Genomic DNA, 15,877 nt, shown 5'->3' on the forward strand with positions numbered 1-15,877 from the left:
GAAAATAGGCACAAAGCAAAATGTTTTAAATAAAAAGGACACAGATGTTATCTAATTCTGTGTCCTTTTGACTTTAAGATAATACCAAAGCGATGATAACTAATCCGGCATTAATTAAGTAAAAAACACCGACAATTTGGGTTTCTGCCCAACCACTTAATTCTAAATGATGATGTAATGGGGCCATTTTTAACAATCGTTTTCCTTTCCCATCGGGGCCTTTTGTAGCCTTATAGTAACTAACTTGAGCAATCACAGACAGAGATTCCACAAAGAAAATACCACTAAGGATAAACAGACCCCAAAGATGACCACTGAGAATACCTACCGCAGCGAGAGAACCCCCTAAAGCAAGGGAACCAGTATCACCCATAAAAACCTTGGCCGGGTTACGATTATGAACCACAAATCCTAAACAACCCCCACTCAGACAAGCGCAAAATATCCCTAATTCTGGTGAGGTAGCAGCGAGTAAAATTCCTAATCCTAAAAAAGCTAAGGCCCCGGTTCCTCCCGCTAACCCATCCACTCCATCAGTGAGATTAGTCGCATTACTTTCTGCTACTAGAACAAATGCGGCCAGTCCCCAAAAAAAGACCCCTAGGGGAAGGATAAGATTACCAGCAAGGGTAACATTGGTGATGCGAGAAGGTTGACTCCAGAACATCCAGAGACAAAACCCAACGGCGATCGCAATTTGTAAAATTAGTTTCATGCGGGGGGTTAGGCCCTTATTCGATTGTTGCCGTAGAATTTGCCAGTCGTCAACCCAACCAATAGCCATATAAGCTAAGGTAACGAGAGAAACAGCAAGGACATTAGGGTCAAAATTTGACCAAATTAAGCCAATTATTACCGCAACAGGCACAAAAAAAATCCCCCCCATGGTCGGGGTTCCTGCTTTGGTGAGATGGGTTTGAGGGCCATCTTCTTGAATCACTTGTCCTGTTTTTAAGCGTCGTAACAAAGGGACAATAAAATAACCAAAAAGACCACTTACCGTAGCAGAAACCCCTAGAGGAAACAAGAGTAACTGACTAAAATAATTAAATTGGCCCGAGAACTGAGCAAAACTGAGAATCAGAAAACACAGAAGCAGGGTTAGTAAGATTAGCAGACTGTTTCCTGACGGTTTTTTGAGAGAGATTGAGGGAGAGAATTTTGCGTCCACGACTTAAATTACACTATCACCAAAAATCAAGATTAATTAACTCAGATGAAAGGGGAACGATCTTAAATGTTCCCCTAGTTTGACTCAACGGAGCGTCAAGACTTCTATTCTTTAGTCTTCATCAAGTTCAATCGTGTCATCATCGTCGTCATCATAGCTGTCATCGACATCAATTAAGTCGGAAATTTCCGCATCTTCTTCTACGGAACTTGTAGATTCTTCCTGTTCACGGGGAATCAAGCGATTCGTTGCTTCTAACCAATTAAGAATTGAAGAATCTTGCTTAACTGGAATGACTGCGGCCGGTTCATAGCGAGGTTCTTGACGAACGGAAGGGTTACACTTGTACATTGGTTCAGATAGTAGAGATTACGCTAATCTTTAATTCTAGCGGACAATTTGAGGTTACTGCCGACTACTGTTTAAATAAAATTAACTTAATAACGAACTGATTCACGTTCCATTTCTTGTTGAAGAGCCTTTTTTTATTCTAAAATGGCCATATTGACCAGTTTTTAAGTAAAAAGTAAAAATGAGAATTCTCAATAATTGTTTATTTATTGTTTTGCTTAATTATTTTCTATTAGGATTAACCAATACAGTTCTGGCTGATTCAAGAATTGAGATCGATAACGATAGTCATTTCACCGATAAAACCCTGAATTCTGGCCCAATTAAAGTATCTGTTACCCATACTCCTTTAGATTTGAGTCGTTCTGATTCTTCAGAGGATAAAAATTTGTTTTATCAAATTTATTACAACGATAAAAAACAAGTAGAGGCAAAAGATTATACTCAGACAGCTTGAGCTTTAATTAATGCAGGTGCAAAATATTAGATAATGAAGAATAATGGCGATTAATTATTTCAATCTTCCTGACCTTAAAATACTAATGATTAACCACATTCCTAATAAACTAGCTGCGGCAAACAAAACATTACTAATCAATGATAATTGTTGAGTTTGAGAACCTGTTGAAATAATCGCAGCACCCATAATTAGCGATCCTAACACAACACTAAAAGAAAGGCGATTTGCTGACGCATCCACACTACGACGTAAGGGTTCTAATTCTTGTAATCTTAAATTCCATTGTAGGGTTTCAGAAGATAATCTATCGAGCAGCATTTCCACTTGTCGCGGCGTTTTCAAATAAATTGATTTGAGATCTAAAACGGTTCTTAAACTGGTTTGTAGGGGGGTATCACCAATCAGTTGATGACGGAATAAATCTGCCATTAACGGCTTAATTTCATCAAAAAGATTAATTGAGGGGTTAAACTGTCTAGCTGTCCCTTCCAAATTGGCTAAACATTTAGCATATAATCCTAAATTTCCTGGAACTTTTAACTTGTTCTTTCGGGCAATTTGTAGAATTTCATAGACGACTTCACTAAAGTTAAATTGAGAGAGACTTAAATCATAATATTTGCGTAAAATCTGTTCATAGTCATTTTGTAATCTCTCTAAACTTACCCCTTTTCCTGACTCGGATAATTCAATGGTTAATTGGGTACATCCTTGAGCATCTAAATCAAAAATTGCTAACAATAATTCAGTTAAAATTTGTTGTGTTCGGGGATCGAGACGACCTACCATTCCACAATCAATAATAGCTATTCTACCATCATCTAAGTAGAAAATATTACCAGGATGAGGATCTGCATGAAAAAATCCATCGAGATAAATTTGTTGAAAAAATGCTCTAAATAATAAGGTTGTGATTTCCTGTGTACGTTTTTCGATGGGTTTATTAGTGGGTGGAATGCTTAAATCGGCCTGTAAAATTGGTTTACCGTTTAACCATTCTAAGACTAATATTTTTTCCGTTGTCATCTCCCAATATACTTGGGGAACCACTAATTCTTTAGGATCAAACCACCGACTTTCTGATAAGTTTTTGCGTATTTTATCTGTATAAAGGGCTTCTTTTGTAAAGTCTAATTCTGCTTTAATAGCTTGAGAAAATTCATCAGCAAGTTTGACAACATCATAATTTTGACCAAATTCTGTCAAAGAAACTAATTCAGCAATTCCCTTAATTAAAGTAATATCTTGATCAACAATTTTATCAATACCTGGACGTTGAACTTTAATCGCAACTTCTTGACCATTGGTTAGGGTTGCACGGTGAATTTGTCCTATAGAACCAGCGGCAATAGGTTGCTGATTAATTTTACTAAAAATTGTCTCAATGGGTTGAGGTAATTCTTGACGCAAAAGTCCTTCGATTTCGAGCCAACTAACAGGAGGAACGTTCGCTTGTAATGCTGTTAATGCTTTAATATAGTTTGGGGGTAAAATATCAGGACGAGTGCTTAAAATTTGCCCTAACTTGACATAAAATGGCCCAAGTTCTACTAAGATGTTACGGAGAACTTCTGGGGTGGGAATCTGAGGATTTTCTGCCTTTCCTCCTGTTAATAATCCCCTCATATAATCCCAGCCATTACTGAGAACTACTTCGATAATTTCTCGTTGGCGCGTACTGGTTTGTGTTAAGGAAAACATAAAAGAAGAAAGAATTAAAAAGGGACAAAGTAATAGATAGGAAGTTTAAAGTAAACTCTCAAGGTTATCGTTATTTTGTAAGAGTTTGAGGAGCTTTTTAATGTCTTGGGTGCGGTTTTTATTGACCACAAGGGTGACATTTTTATCTCGAACAATTACTACATCTTCCAATCCAATGGTGGCAATCACTTCTTGATCATCACTTGCATAAATGATCGCGCCTTCAGTATCTAATCCGACATGATTTCCTAATTCTACATTTTTACCTGTACTACTAACTAATCGTTCTAAAGAATTCCAGTCACCTAAATCATCCCAACCAAAATTAGCAGGTAAAACATAGGTTAATTGAGTTTTTTCCATTAAGGCATAATCAATACTGGTTTTTTCTAAATCAGCATAAGCATCTTTGCCATTTTTTTGAAGAGGAGTTAAGATTTGGGGCGCGTGTTTTTCTAATTCATCTAACACAATACCTGCGCGGAAAATAAACATCCCGCTATTCCAGCTAAATTTACCTGTAGCAATAAAAGATTCGGCTGTTTCTTGATTGGGTTTCTCAGTAAAACGGCTTACTTTATAAACAGGTAAACTATCAAAATTACCAAACATATCTCCCTGTTCAATATAACCGTAACCTGTTGCTGGATAATTAGGTTTAATCCCTAATGTAACAATAGCATTTTCGGTTAAAGCTAATTGCGCGGCTGCCTTTAAAGTATGTTCAAATTGATCGGTATCTTTAATCCAATGATCCGCCGGAAAAAAGCCGATTACCGCATCATTTCCATAGCGTTTGCTAATTTCTAAAGTTGCCCAAGCAACTGCTGGTGCAGTATCCTTTCCTTGGGGTTCAACTAATAAATTGCTATCGGGTAAATTGGGTAATTGTTCCCTTACCCCATCAGCAATCGGAGCCGCAGTAATCACCCAAAGATTATCCCAATTTTGTGCTAATGGTAACAGACGATTAGCAGTAGCTTGTAGTAGACTTTCCCCACTACCATCAAGGGATAAAAACTGCTTGGGACGTTGACGACGACTGAGGGGCCAAAATCGTTCCCCTTTACCACCAGCAAGGATCACAGGAATTAAAGGTTGAGTCATGATTTCAAGTTTCAATTAGGTTGTGAACCGATTGTATCCTTAATGGTTGAATTTCGTTAAGATAAATTACAAGAATTATTTCAAATACCTTGACTTTAACATCTGCCTATCTTCTTGTTTCCCACGGTAGCCGTGATCCTCGCCCCCAAATTGCCCTAGAACGGTTATCTTATTTAGTACAGCAACATCTTCAGACTACCTGCTTACAGGGAATGAGCAACCGCAAAAACACTCGTTCTGCCGTGCTTTCTCCTGTTTCCCCCATGTTCGTCGAAACAGCGTCCTTAGAACTCGCTGACCTATCCTTAGCAGAGAGAATTCAACAATTTGCTGAGAAAGCTTGTACTGTGGGTATTAATTGTCTAAAAATTGTCCCCTTATTTTTATTACCAGGGATTCATGTCAGAGAAGATATTCCCAGGGAAGTGGCGATCGCTCAACAAGCATTAGGAAACATCATTGAGTTAGAATTATGCCCCCATTTAGGAAGTTATGAAGGATTAATTAATATTCTGTCTTGTCAGTTCTCTAGTCACCCCCAAGACGCTAGAATGATTATCGCTCATGGTAGTCGTCGTCCGGGTGGTAATCAGTCCGTTGAGATGATAGCCAGTTGTTTAAACGCGACTGTTGCCTATTGGAGTATTGCACCCAGTTTACAAGACCAAATTTACGCCTTAGTTAAACAGGAAAACAAAAGTATTACAGTTGTGCCTTATTTTCTGTTTACTGGTGGCATTACAAGCATTATTGAGCAACAAGTTCACCAATTACAACAAAGTTTACCCAATATTGAGATTAAGTTAGGAAACCCTTTAGGAGCAACGTCAGAATTAGCAAAATTGATGGTAGAGGAAATAACCCGATGACTCCAATAGCAACGCAACCATGTTTAGGAAAAGTCTACTTAGTCGGCGCAGGGCCAGGTGATCCAGGGTTAATGACCTTAAAAGGCAAAACTTTGTTAGAACACGCTGATGTAGTGGTTTATGATGCGCTGGTAAGCCCTCCAATCTTGGAGATGATCAGCGATCGCGCCTTAAAAATTGATGCAGGAAAACGTCGGGGTCGTCATTCCAAATTACAGGATGAAACCACTCAAACTTTAATTGAAAAAGCCCGTCAATATCCCGTTGTTGTAAGACTTAAAGGAGGAGATCCCTTTGTTTTTGGCCGAGGAGGGGAAGAAATGCAAGACTTAGTTAATGCAGGTATTCCCGTTGAAGTAGTGCCAGGGATCACCGCAGGTATTGCGGCCCCCGCTTATGCAGCTATTCCCGTAACACATCGGGGTTATAGTTCTTCTGTTACCTTTGTGACGGGACACGAAGCAACGGGGAAATATCGGCCTAATATTAATTGGCAAGCGATCGCTCAAGGTTCAGAAACCATTGTGATTTATATGGGGGTTCATAATTTAACTAATATTATTACCCAATTACAAACAGGTGGGTTAAGTTCTGAAACCCCTATCGCTTTAGTTCGTTGGGGAACTCGGCCGGAACAGGAAGAATTAATCGGCACATTAGCCAGCATTTTAGAACAAGTGGAACGAGAAAAATTTGAAGCACCAGTGATCGCGGTTATTGGTCAGGTGGTTGCTCTTCATGATGTCTTATCATCAAAGCAGGACTTATCCACTACCCAGATGGGTGATATCGTTGCTTAACTCTGAGAAAAGGTTAAAATTCATCAGCAACTCGTTATGATAGAAGATAGAAAGCTTGACGTTCTATCGCTTTTAGGAGTCACCCTCACTGATGACACAAGCCACTCAAACTCAATCCAAAGGCATTCAACTAACAGAAACTGCCCTAAACCACGTCCTCATGTTGCGGGAACAACAGGGAAAAGATCTCTGTTTGCGCGTCGGAGTCCGTCAAGGAGGATGTTCGGGAATGTCCTATCTGATGGATTTTGAAGATATTAGCCAAATTAATGAAAAGGATGAAGTCTTCGATTACGAGGGCTTTAAAATCGTCTGCGATCGCAAAAGTATCCTCTATCTCTATGGCCTAGTCCTCGATTACAGCAACGCCATGATCGGTGGTGGTTTTCAATTTACCAATCCCAATGCTAACCAAACTTGCGGTTGTGGCAAGTCCTTTGGGGTTTAGTAACCTCAAACTCACCGTTTCACTGTATGGTAAATAATTGGGGCAGAAAAATTCTTTCTGTCTCTTTTTGTCCCAATTATCTGACCTGAAAAATTTAAAATGACTGATTCAGTGGCCACAGCCTTCGATCAAGGCTTAGAACGCTATAAACAAGGGGAGTCCGTTAATACCCTAATTCCATATTTTAAAGACATCTGCGATCGCGCTCCCAAAAATGCCACCGCTTGGGCCTGTTTAGCTTGGTTATACCTCCTGGCGGACAAACCTGATCGCGCCCTCAAAGCCGCCCAAAAAAGCGTTAAGATTGATGATAGACCCCCCCAAGCTCGGATCAACCTGGCTCTAGCCATATTAGACACCGGAGCCAAAGGAGTCCGTCCCCATATTGAAGCGGCCTTACAAATGATGTCCCTGGATCAAGATATTCATCAAGATATCATGGAAAACATCGAAGATGGATTAAGCCGTAAACCCGACTGGAAAAGTCTTCAACGGGTTAAAAATTGGTTATTATCTCCTGAATAGCAATGCAATTATCAAAAACCCAGTTAATTGGCCTCAAAGCTGACGATTTTCGTCATCCCCTCGATTTACAAGCCACCACCGCACTAAAACAACTCCCTGGCCTAGATCTGATGGTCAGGAGTTTACTGGGTTCTGTCGCTGAGCAGTTTTTCTATCTCAATAACATCGCCTCTAGTGTCTTAGTCAGTCAGCAACAACTGCCCCACCTCCACAACCTACTGCTAGAAGCCTGTCGTATCCTTGATTTAGAACCCCCTCAACTCTATCTGCAACAAAACCCTGTCCCCAATGCTTATACTTTCGCCATGCAGGGAAAACAGCCTTTTATGGTGATTCATACCTCCCTGGTGGAAATGTTGACCCCAGAAGAGATTCAAGGGGTCATGGCCCATGAACTCGGACACCTAAAATGTGAACATGGAGTTTATCTCACCTTAGCAAATCTGATGGTCTTAGGAGCTAGTTTATTGCCTACTTGGGGAGGGGCGATCGCTCAATCTTTACAAACTCAAATGTTGCAATGGGTGCGCTGTGCTGAATTTAGTTGCGATCGCGCTGCTTTACTAGCAACCCAAGATCCGAAAGTGGTGATGTCAATTCTCATGAAATTGGCTGGAGGTTCCCCTACCTTAGCTCCCCAGTTGAACCTAGAAGCATTTATCCAACAAGCGAGGGATTATGAAGCTATTAGCAACACTGTTTTAGGAGAAATGTTAAAACAGGCGCAAACGGAACAATTGACCCATCCTGTCCCTGTTTTGCGGGCTAAAGAAATTGATGACTGGGCCAGTTCTCAAGATTATCACCACTTGTTAGAAACAGGCAAAACAGAGTATAATCAAAAAGCTATGGCCAAGGGCGGATGGCGAAATTGGTAGACGCACCACACTCAAAATGTGGCGGCTTCGGTCGTGGGGGTTCGAGTCCCCCTCTGCCCATCTGATTTTTAGAAAATTTTTCTTTCTTGTTTTTCATTAATTATTGATAAATTAATGCTATGTTATGATTAATAATAGTAAGTTTTAGAATCATTAAAAATAGTAAAGCACAAAAATAATTCTTCATTCTTTATTCTCAATTATAAATTACCTTCATCAAGTCGTTTTTGAGAAAAACCTACCCACTATTGAATGCAATGTTAACCACTAAACCTCGGTTTCAAACCTTTGAAGAGTATTTACAATATGACGATAATTTAGAATTAGAAGTCAGAGGAGAACCCAAAAACCGCTATCCTGATTTAACCATTATTCGAGAAGAACATATTCAACAACTCTCAAAAAGAAATACCCTTCGTCTATTTATGTCACCTCCCTTATTAGTTATTGAAGTGGTTAGTCCTGGTGAAATTCAAAGGGAAAGAGATTATATTGCTAAAAGAATACAATACCAAGATTGTCGTATTCCTGAATACTGGATTGTTGATCCTCAAAGACAAACCATTTCAATCTTACAATTAACAGGAGATAGTTACAAAGAAGTGGGTAATTTTAGTCAGGATGATTTAATTAAATCTCCTATGTTTCAGGAACTAAGGTTAACTGTTTCGGAGGTATTTCAACTCACCTCTTAACGAAGTCAGTAGGGTATTAATATTAATTAGCGTTACTTTCTGAAGATAATAGATGTCGAAATACAGAAATCAATAAAGTTAAAGTGGTCAATCTTTGTTGTCCATCTACAACTTCTACTTGAGGCTTTTCAGACTTTTCAATGAGAATAATGCTACCTAAAAAATAAACAGGACTATCTTCATCTAGATTATGAAGCTGGCAATTTATTTAAAAATTCTTCCGTTAATTTGATAAATGCTTTTGAGCCGCTAGAATTTGGCATAGAAACCACTACAGGACTAAAATTATCGACTGCTTTTGCCACATTAACATCCATCGGAATTGAGGTATTAAAGAGGTGATGGGGGGGGAAATCTTCTTGGACTCTTCTCATAACTCGACCATAGTAACGACTTAATAAACCGCCTCCTGATGAGATAAAAACGACCCCTAATAAATTTAAGTTAAGGGGTTGATGATTTTGATGACTTTCTTTTAATTTGGCAATACGACGTTCCAATAACTGCATTCCTACCACCGATAAAGGTTCGGGACGGGCCGGTAATAAATAATAATTACTAGCAGATAATCCGCTTCTGGTTAAAAGATTATAACCAGGCGCACAGTCCATGATAATGAAGTGATAATGTTCAAGAACTGGCTCTAATATTTTCTGCATTAACACTCTTTCAAAGTGATTCCAAACCGTCTCAAAATCTGGATTTTCAATCATCTCTGCTTGTTTATGGAGCATTTCTGAGACGATATATTCATCGTAAAGCTCTAAATCTCCTGGTAATAAGTCTAAGCCTTCAATTCCACAAATATAGGGTTGAATAATATCATTAATATCCAGCTTACTATAGGGATTGGGTTGAATAAGATTATCAATTAAATAACTCAAAGTACGACGTTTTTTTCTGGTTTGAGCAAACTCATGAGGAGACATTAAACTGAGCGTTGCACTAATTTGAGCATCTAAATCTAAGACTAAAACCCGTTTTCCATGATGTTTGGCTAAACAGGTGGCTAAGTTAACGGTTAGGGTTGTTTTACCCACACCACCTTTCATGTTTACGGTACTAATAACTAATGCCATTGATGCAGTCCTTTATTGTTGATAAGTGGTGATTTTGGGACAATATATCCACATATTATTTAATTTTATCCTATTATGGGGACGAAGTTAAGGTTATTAGTTCTAATAACAAACATTCCCAGACTAAACGAGGTTGCACATAACTTAATAGTTGTTTTTTTGCACGTTCCAATTTTTGCACAATAATAGGATTTTGCCGTTTTTGCCAGTCAGAATATTGTAAGTAATTCATGACCCATAATTGTCCTGAATTATCTAACTCTTTGGTAATTATTTTTGCCAAATCAAACACTTCTAAAGGTGTGGCGGGAAATTTCTTAAATTTTTGTCTTAACTCAAAGGGAATAGCTTGTAATTGTTCCCAAGCAGTGATCCCTTCTCCGGGACTACCTTGACTTAACCCTAAAATTTCCTCATCATTGACAATTTGTTCATAACCAAGTCTTCCTAAAACTGTCTTTAAATTATCTTGAGAAAGACGATAAAAAGGAATTTTTTGACAACGGGAAACTAAGGTTGGCAATAAAGCATCAGCACTGGGAGCAATTAAAATTAGAGTGGCTTTTCCTGGCTCTTCTAAGGTTTTTAATAAGCCATTAGCCGCCGCTTCTGTCATGGTTTCTGCTGCTTCAATAACCACCACACAGCGAGACGCTTCTAAGGGAGGGCGGCTTAAAAATTGCGTGATATCTCGAATTTGTTCAATCCGAATTTGCGGAGGAGCTTTTCGTTTAACCCCCGTTTCTTCTGCTTCTTTGGCTGTCAATAATTGTCCTTGATGTTGATAAGTAGGTTCTACCCAATATAAATCAGGATGATTTCCGTCAGCCACCCGTTTTCTTAATAAGATTTGCTTTTCCTCAGCCAAATGTAACGATAATAATAATTCGCTGAAACATTTAGCAGCTAAGCCCCGTCCTACCCCTGGTGGCCCGGCAAATAAATAAGCAGGCGCAATTCGATTGTGAGCGATCGCTTGTTGTAATAATTCAACCCCTTGGGGTTGTCCTATCAGTTGTCGAAACGGGTTCATTTTTATAAGATGACAGCAGTTAATGAGTTAAGATTGCATTAGGAATTTAACATTTATGGCACGTTACACATCTTCCTTCGTAGCAAAAGCTAATTTAGAGCAGATCCCTATTTTACTCTGCGAATTAGTAGAATCTTGTGATTTTGAGGTGGTTTATCAAGCAACTGATTATCTGATGGCCCGAGAAATTCCTGGTCAAGTTCCTTTTTCTAAGTTAGTTACCGTAGAGGCACTCGTTGAAAGCACCGCTGCTCAAAATAACGAAGTTCCCGTCATTTTTGTGATTAAAAATGACGAATTACCCTTAAACCCCAACAATCATTGTCAACAACTATTTCAAAAACTTCAGCTTGCCCTTAAGCAGAGTCAAGAATGGCGTTTAATTGCTGCCGTTGCTAGTTAATCATACTCCATCGTATCCTCGTCATAATCCATCATGGCAGGATCGATCAGGGTAATATCAAAGGGATCATTACTGGGTAGAGTGGGAAATTTATCCCGCTGACGGTACTGATAAATAGCGAAGACTTGGGGACCAAAAACGATCTCATCCCCGTGTTGGAGATCGCGGGCAGATTCCTTAATGCCGTTGATCAACAGCCCATTAACACTGCGCTTACCTTCGATATCCCCATCCACAATACGATAATAACTCGATCCGTCTTCTCGGACTCGTCGATAAACCGTCGCATGGTGGCGAGAGACAAATTGAGAACGCAGGCGAATGTTACACTCTTGAGATCTACCCATAGTGTAAGTAGCATCTTGCAAGAGAATTTCTTGTCTGCCTTTATCATCCTCGATAATCAGAAAATGATCTCGTTGAGGGAGTACAGATTTTCCAGCCATCACCTTAACAGTTTAAAACAAATGACAATCACCTTGAGGGTTGCTTGGGGAACTGACGACGGAGTAACAATGAGTTAGTCACTACAGTGACAGAACTGAATGCCATCAACCCACCGGCAAAAGCAGGACTGAGAATAAATCCTAGGCTTGGCAGCAGGAAACCCGCAGCAATGGGAATCGCAAATGTATTATATCCTAAAGCCCATAACAGATTTTGACGAATTTTCCTAAAGGTGGCTAAACTGAGATCGAGGGCGGTGATCACATCAAAAAGGCGATCGCTCATTAAAACAATATCAGCGGTTTCCACTGCCACTTCTGTCGAACCCTGTAGGGACATTCCTAAATTAGCTTGAGCAAGGGCAGGGGCATCATTGATCCCATCTCCTACCATAGCCACTTTTTTCGTTTTTTGTAAGGTTTCAATGATCGCCGCTTTGCCATTGGGACGAATTTGAGCAAAGACTTGAGTAATGCCTAATTGAGTGGCGATCGCTTGGGCAACTTGAGGATGATCCCCTGTTAATAAGATAACCTCTAAGCCCCGTTTTTGTAGTTCCTTAACCGTTGTTTTAGCATCATGACGTAGGGTATCTTGGAGGGCTAAAACGCCCTGTAATGCCCCGTCAATGCCCAAATAAACGACGGTTTTACCTGCTTGGGTTAAGGGTTCGGTTAGTTGGGGTTGCTCAAAGCTGATACCGCGATCGCTTAACCAGGTTTCATTGCCTAACCAAACAGTTTTCCCGTCTATTTTGGCACTTACTCCGGTTCCCGCTTCGGTTTGGAAATGTTCAGCCGTTAATAGGGGAATTTCTTGCTGTTGGGCTGCTTCTACCATCGCTAACCCTAGGGGATGATTTGTGCCACTTTCCACCGTTGCCGCTAATTGTAACAAGGTTTGGGGGCTGATCTCCGTGAGGGGAAGACAGTCAGTGACGGTAGGATGGCCTTGGGTGAGGGTTCCGGTTTTATCAAAAACAATGGCATCCAATTGATGGACGGTTTCTAAGACATCCCCCCCTTTAATTAATAGGCCCTTTTCGGCCCCAATACCTGTCCCCACTAAAATGGCGGTGGGTGTGGCCAAACCTAACGCACAGGGACAAGCAACTACCAAAACAGCGATCGTTAATTTTAAACTGAGTAAAAGAGGAGAAGTTGACCCCATGGCCATCGAATGATGGCTTGTCATTAAGACTTGGGGATACCATTTTGTTCCCAGGCCAAACCAAAAGAGAAAGGTGAATAAAGCAACCAACATCACCCCATAGGCAAAATATCCGGCTACAGTATCAGCAAATTGTTGTATTGGGGCCTTGCGGGTTTGGGCAGCTTCTACAGAGGCAATAATCTGCGCTAAGGTGGTATTTTTCCCTACTTGTGTTACTTTGAGGGCAATTACCCCTGATTGGTTGAGAGTGCCTCCAATTACTGCATCTCCTGGTTTTTTGGCCACAGGTAAAGATTCTCCCGTTACCAAAGATTCATCAATGGCCGTCTCTCCGGTAATAATTTCCCCATCTACAGGAATTTTTTCTCCTGGAAGTACCCTTATCCATTCCCCAACTCGTACTTGTTCTACGGGAATATCAATGCTAGAACTATCTTGGGAGAAGGGATCACCAATTAAACGGGCCACGGCTGGTTGCAGGGACATTAAGGCTTCTAAGGCGGCAGAAGCTTGGTTTCTGGCTCGTTTTTCTAGGGTACGTCCCAATAAAATAAACCCTAACAGCATCACGGGTTCATCAAAAAAACATTCCCACCCCAAACTGGGCAATAATAAAGCGATACAACTGGCAAAATAGGCACTAAGGGTTCCTAACCCTACTAAGGTATTCATATTGGCCATACCGTGCCATAATCCTCGCCAACCGTCTATAATTATTTCTCTACCTGGGATTAATAAAGCGAGGGTAGCGAGTCCCCAGTGAAACCAAAGATTACTGAGTAAGGGGAGGGAAGGGCCGCCAAAATGTTCTAAATGGCCTAATCCTGAAAAAAGTAATAAAATTGCGGCGGTGATTAAACTAATTTTTTGTTGTTGTGCCTCTTGTTTGTGGCGTTGAAGCTGATTAAGATGGGTTTGTTTGGCTGTAATGGTTTCTGTGTTACGAACATCACTAGGAAAGCCAACTTTCGTTAATTTTTCGGCTAAAATTTCCGGTTGCACGGTTTCGGGGGTATATTCAATTACTGCTACTTCTGTAATTAAATTAACACAAGCTGAAACTACCCCTGATTGTTGGGTGAGTTGTCTTTCTACTGCTTTAACACAACCCGCGCATTTCATGCCTTGTACATCAAGAGTAGCGGTTTCAAGGAGAATTTGGGGGGCGGTTTCTCCAGGTTTGGGGGAAAGTTGTACCATGTTGCTATTGTTGGGTATGACTGATCCAATTTTAGAGGCGATCGCTTTTACCTTAACGAATTGAATAGGTTTACTTCAATTTTATTTTAGTCACTGCTTGAGAAAAGGCCATAGTTCGACTCATATTATAGGAATGATAAGTCAGGAAATACTAAATTTTAGATTTTCTTATTGATTTTTTCAGACTTGCTAGATTCTCATACTTTTTATAAATTGATACTAAGCTGTTAAGCATTCAAATAACGTATAATAGAAACAGGAAAAAATAAAAGACTGAGATATGCCAGCTAAAAATTATCTGAAACCAGAACAAAAAGAAAAGCTACAGAAAGCTTTAAAAGAGGAAGAAAATTATGAAATTAGAGAAAGAATTTTAATACTGTTGTTATTAAATGACGGAAAAACGCAGGAAGCAATCGCTGAATTCTTAGGCTGTGGACAAAAGAAAGTCTCTTATTGGTGCGTTCATGGGGATGAGGATAATCTTGAAAGCTTGAAAGACGGAAGAATGGAAGGAAATCATAAAAAAGCAACTCCAGAATATATATAATTATTATTAGAAACAGTTGATAAAGAGCCAGAAGAATTAGGGTATGAATTTGGAAGATGGACAGCCAATAGATTAGCCATTTACTTAGAAGAGAAGACAGGAATCAAGTTGAGTAGTTCACAAGTTAGGAGGATATTAGAAAGAAAAAAGTACGTTTATATCTGGGCAAAATACAGCCTAGAAAAAAAATGGGATAAGAAAAAAAGAAAAGCATTCAAAAAGAAATTAAAAGAGTATATAAGAATTATGAAAAAGACTCCAGAAAATCTACAATTATGGTTTTGGGATGAAAGTGGGTTTAGTTTAAGAGTCACAAGAAGAAAAAATTGGAGTAAAAAAGGGACAAGAAAAAAAGTAAGAGGAGATAGAAGAAGAGGTCGGATTAATGTGATGGGAGGGTTAAGATATTCAGATAAAAAAAGATGGGTAGAATTCATTGAGAAAGGAGATTCTGAGAATTTTTATCAAGTCATGAAAGGGTTTTATAAAGAATTGGTAAATGAATGGGTTGAGAAAGGAAATAAAGCTGAAGATTTTAAGGATAAAGGAGAGAAAGTAGTAATAATTTTGGACAATGCGAGCTTCCATAAAAAAGAAGAAATATTAAAGAAAATAGAAGCAGAAATGCCGAATATACACTTAGAGTTTCTTCCTGAATATAGTCCAGATTACAATTTAATTGAATTAGTTTGGCATTCATCAAAAGAGTATATTGCTAACCGTCTTTTCAAATCAATTGAAGAGTTAGAGTTTCTATTACATCGACTTTTAAATGAAGGAGAACTCGTTATTAAATGGAATCGTAAACTTAAAAATAAAGGGAATTCTGTTAACGTCGTTTAAATGCTTAACAGCTTACCATGTAAAACTATTAGAAATTATACGCTTAAACCCTTAAGGGTTAAGCTATAAAGACAAAACCCGCCTACGCGGGTTTAATTTAGCCTCCGAAGGGAGGCTTCGTTTATATAGCATCAGAGTTTAGTC

The 15,877-nt window shown here is 39.4% G+C and carries 17 protein-coding genes, 1 tRNA gene and 1 pseudogene; 10 read left to right on the top strand and 9 right to left on the bottom strand.

All coding sequences use genetic code 11. The annotated features are described in order from the left end of the window. Positions 1 to 73: 73 nt before the first annotated feature. Both mraY and VB715_RS02320 read right to left on the bottom strand, forming a co-directional pair. On the bottom strand, positions 74 to 1,171 hold the full coding sequence (gene mraY / locus VB715_RS02315) for a phospho-N-acetylmuramoyl-pentapeptide-transferase (RefSeq protein ID WP_323299575.1): 1,098 nt from the start codon (positions 1,169 to 1,171) through the stop codon (positions 74 to 76). A gap of 111 nt (positions 1,172 to 1,282) precedes the next feature. Continuing rightward, complete coding sequence (locus tag VB715_RS02320; protein WP_323299576.1) at positions 1,283 to 1,522, bottom strand: DUF3134 domain-containing protein; 240 nt, start codon at positions 1,520 to 1,522, stop codon at positions 1,283 to 1,285. A 181-nt stretch (positions 1,523 to 1,703) separates the two neighbouring features. Here VB715_RS02320 and VB715_RS02325 point away from each other — a divergent pair, with 181 nt between their 5' ends. Next, positions 1,704 to 1,979, top strand: a complete 276-nt coding sequence (locus tag VB715_RS02325; protein ID WP_323299577.1) for a hypothetical protein — start codon at positions 1,704 to 1,706, stop codon at positions 1,977 to 1,979. A 54-nt stretch (positions 1,980 to 2,033) separates the two neighbouring features. Here the strand turns inward: VB715_RS02325 and VB715_RS02330 are convergent, their stop codons facing one another. Both VB715_RS02330 and VB715_RS02335 read right to left on the bottom strand, forming a co-directional pair. Beyond that, positions 2,034 to 3,683 carry an AarF/ABC1/UbiB kinase family protein gene (locus VB715_RS02330; RefSeq protein WP_323299578.1) on the bottom strand — a complete coding sequence of 550 codons (1,650 nt, stop codon included), beginning with the start codon at positions 3,681 to 3,683 and terminating at the stop codon, positions 2,034 to 2,036. A gap of 45 nt (positions 3,684 to 3,728) precedes the next feature. Next, entirely contained in the window at positions 3,729 to 4,790 is a 1,062-nt protein-coding gene (locus VB715_RS02335) for a mannose-1-phosphate guanylyltransferase (RefSeq protein WP_323299579.1), read from the bottom strand. 89 nt (positions 4,791 to 4,879) lie between these two features. On the opposite strand from VB715_RS02335, the gene VB715_RS02340 reads away from it, so the two are divergent. From VB715_RS02340 to VB715_RS02370, 7 genes are all read left to right on the top strand, one after another. Beyond that, positions 4,880 to 5,659 carry a sirohydrochlorin chelatase gene (locus VB715_RS02340; protein WP_323299580.1) on the top strand — a complete coding sequence of 260 codons (780 nt, stop codon included), beginning with the start codon at positions 4,880 to 4,882 and terminating at the stop codon, positions 5,657 to 5,659. Beyond that, the gene (gene cobA / locus VB715_RS02345; protein ID WP_323299581.1) at positions 5,656 to 6,459 is read left to right on the top strand and encodes a uroporphyrinogen-III C-methyltransferase; all 804 of its coding nucleotides are present in this window, start codon (positions 5,656 to 5,658) and stop codon (positions 6,457 to 6,459) included. Before VB715_RS02340 ends, cobA begins: the two co-directional genes overlap by 4 nt. A 91-nt stretch (positions 6,460 to 6,550) precedes the next feature. Further along, positions 6,551 to 6,907, top strand: a complete 357-nt coding sequence (locus VB715_RS02350; protein WP_323299582.1) for an iron-sulfur cluster assembly accessory protein — start codon at positions 6,551 to 6,553, stop codon at positions 6,905 to 6,907. Positions 6,908 to 7,006: 99 nt separating this feature from the next. Next, positions 7,007 to 7,432, top strand: coding sequence for a tetratricopeptide repeat protein (locus VB715_RS02355; RefSeq protein ID WP_323299583.1), 426 nt, complete (start codon positions 7,007 to 7,009; stop codon positions 7,430 to 7,432). Positions 7,433 to 7,434: 2 nt separating this feature from the next. Continuing rightward, a complete protein-coding gene (locus VB715_RS02360; RefSeq protein WP_323299584.1) occupies positions 7,435 to 8,310 on the top strand; it encodes a M48 family metallopeptidase in 876 nt (291 codons plus the stop codon). Further along, positions 8,289 to 8,370: transfer RNA gene (locus VB715_RS02365), tRNA-Leu, on the top strand. Before VB715_RS02360 ends, VB715_RS02365 begins: the two co-directional genes overlap by 22 nt. A gap of 197 nt (positions 8,371 to 8,567) precedes the next feature. Further along, complete coding sequence (locus VB715_RS02370; RefSeq protein WP_323299585.1) at positions 8,568 to 9,005, top strand: Uma2 family endonuclease; 438 nt, start codon at positions 8,568 to 8,570, stop codon at positions 9,003 to 9,005. Between the two features lie 22 nt (positions 9,006 to 9,027). Here VB715_RS02370 and VB715_RS02375 read toward each other — a convergent pair whose 3' ends face one another. The 3 genes from VB715_RS02375 to VB715_RS02385 form a co-directional block, all read right to left on the bottom strand. Next, a complete protein-coding gene (locus VB715_RS02375; RefSeq protein ID WP_323299735.1) occupies positions 9,028 to 9,213 on the bottom strand; it encodes a DUF262 domain-containing protein in 186 nt (61 codons plus the stop codon). Beyond that, positions 9,194 to 10,084: a ParA family protein gene (locus VB715_RS02380; RefSeq protein ID WP_323299586.1), complete on the bottom strand. Its 891-nt coding sequence runs from the start codon at positions 10,082 to 10,084 to the stop codon at positions 9,194 to 9,196. Before VB715_RS02380 ends, VB715_RS02375 begins: the two co-directional genes overlap by 20 nt. A gap of 73 nt (positions 10,085 to 10,157) precedes the next feature. After that, on the bottom strand, positions 10,158 to 11,117 hold the full coding sequence (locus tag VB715_RS02385) for a DNA polymerase III subunit delta' (protein WP_323299587.1): 960 nt from the start codon (positions 11,115 to 11,117) through the stop codon (positions 10,158 to 10,160). A gap of 55 nt (positions 11,118 to 11,172) precedes the next feature. Between VB715_RS02385 and VB715_RS02390 the strand changes: the two genes are divergently transcribed. Then, the gene (locus tag VB715_RS02390) at positions 11,173 to 11,520 is read left to right on the top strand and encodes a hypothetical protein (protein ID WP_323299588.1); all 348 of its coding nucleotides are present in this window, start codon (positions 11,173 to 11,175) and stop codon (positions 11,518 to 11,520) included. On the opposite strand, the gene VB715_RS02395 is transcribed toward VB715_RS02390, so the two are convergent. After that, positions 11,517 to 11,966, bottom strand: a complete 450-nt coding sequence (locus tag VB715_RS02395; RefSeq protein WP_323299589.1) for an FHA domain-containing protein — start codon at positions 11,964 to 11,966, stop codon at positions 11,517 to 11,519. The genes VB715_RS02390 and VB715_RS02395 overlap by 4 nt on opposite strands. 28 nt (positions 11,967 to 11,994) lie before the next feature. Beyond that, entirely contained in the window at positions 11,995 to 14,340 is a 2,346-nt protein-coding gene (locus VB715_RS02400) for a heavy metal translocating P-type ATPase (protein WP_323299590.1), read from the bottom strand. 280 nt (positions 14,341 to 14,620) lie between these two features. Between VB715_RS02400 and VB715_RS02405 the strand changes: the two are divergent. Continuing rightward, positions 14,621 to 15,733 (top strand): annotated as a pseudogene (locus tag VB715_RS02405) (IS630 family transposase). Positions 15,734 to 15,877: the final 144 nt, after the last annotated feature.

Source organism: Crocosphaera sp. UHCC 0190 (assembly GCF_034932065.1).
GTDB lineage: Bacteria > Cyanobacteriota > Cyanobacteriia > Cyanobacteriales > Microcystaceae > UHCC-0190.

Excerpts from the sequence above, each read along its gene's own strand:
- VB715_RS02320 (WP_323299576.1), bottom strand. The coding sequence starts at position 1,522 with ATGTACAAGTGTAACCCTTCCGTTCGTCAAGAACCTCGCTATGAACCG.
- VB715_RS02325 (WP_323299577.1), top strand. The coding sequence starts at position 1,704 with ATGAGAATTCTCAATAATTGTTTATTTATTGTTTTGCTTAATTATTTT.
- VB715_RS02330 (WP_323299578.1), bottom strand. The coding sequence starts at position 3,683 with ATGTTTTCCTTAACACAAACCAGTACGCGCCAACGAGAAATTATCGAA.
- VB715_RS02335 (WP_323299579.1), bottom strand. The coding sequence starts at position 4,790 with ATGACTCAACCTTTAATTCCTGTGATCCTTGCTGGTGGTAAAGGGGAA.
- cobA (WP_323299581.1), top strand. The coding sequence starts at position 5,656 with ATGACTCCAATAGCAACGCAACCATGTTTAGGAAAAGTCTACTTAGTC.
- VB715_RS02350 (WP_323299582.1), top strand. The coding sequence starts at position 6,551 with ATGACACAAGCCACTCAAACTCAATCCAAAGGCATTCAACTAACAGAA.
- VB715_RS02355 (WP_323299583.1), top strand. The coding sequence starts at position 7,007 with ATGACTGATTCAGTGGCCACAGCCTTCGATCAAGGCTTAGAACGCTAT.
- VB715_RS02360 (WP_323299584.1), top strand. The coding sequence starts at position 7,435 with ATGCAATTATCAAAAACCCAGTTAATTGGCCTCAAAGCTGACGATTTT.
- VB715_RS02370 (WP_323299585.1), top strand. The coding sequence starts at position 8,568 with ATGTTAACCACTAAACCTCGGTTTCAAACCTTTGAAGAGTATTTACAA.
- VB715_RS02380 (WP_323299586.1), bottom strand. The coding sequence starts at position 10,084 with ATGGCATTAGTTATTAGTACCGTAAACATGAAAGGTGGTGTGGGTAAA.
- VB715_RS02385 (WP_323299587.1), bottom strand. The coding sequence starts at position 11,117 with ATGAACCCGTTTCGACAACTGATAGGACAACCCCAAGGGGTTGAATTA.
- VB715_RS02390 (WP_323299588.1), top strand. The coding sequence starts at position 11,173 with ATGGCACGTTACACATCTTCCTTCGTAGCAAAAGCTAATTTAGAGCAG.
- VB715_RS02395 (WP_323299589.1), bottom strand. The coding sequence starts at position 11,966 with ATGGCTGGAAAATCTGTACTCCCTCAACGAGATCATTTTCTGATTATC.
- VB715_RS02400 (WP_323299590.1), bottom strand. The coding sequence starts at position 14,340 with ATGGTACAACTTTCCCCCAAACCTGGAGAAACCGCCCCCCAAATTCTC.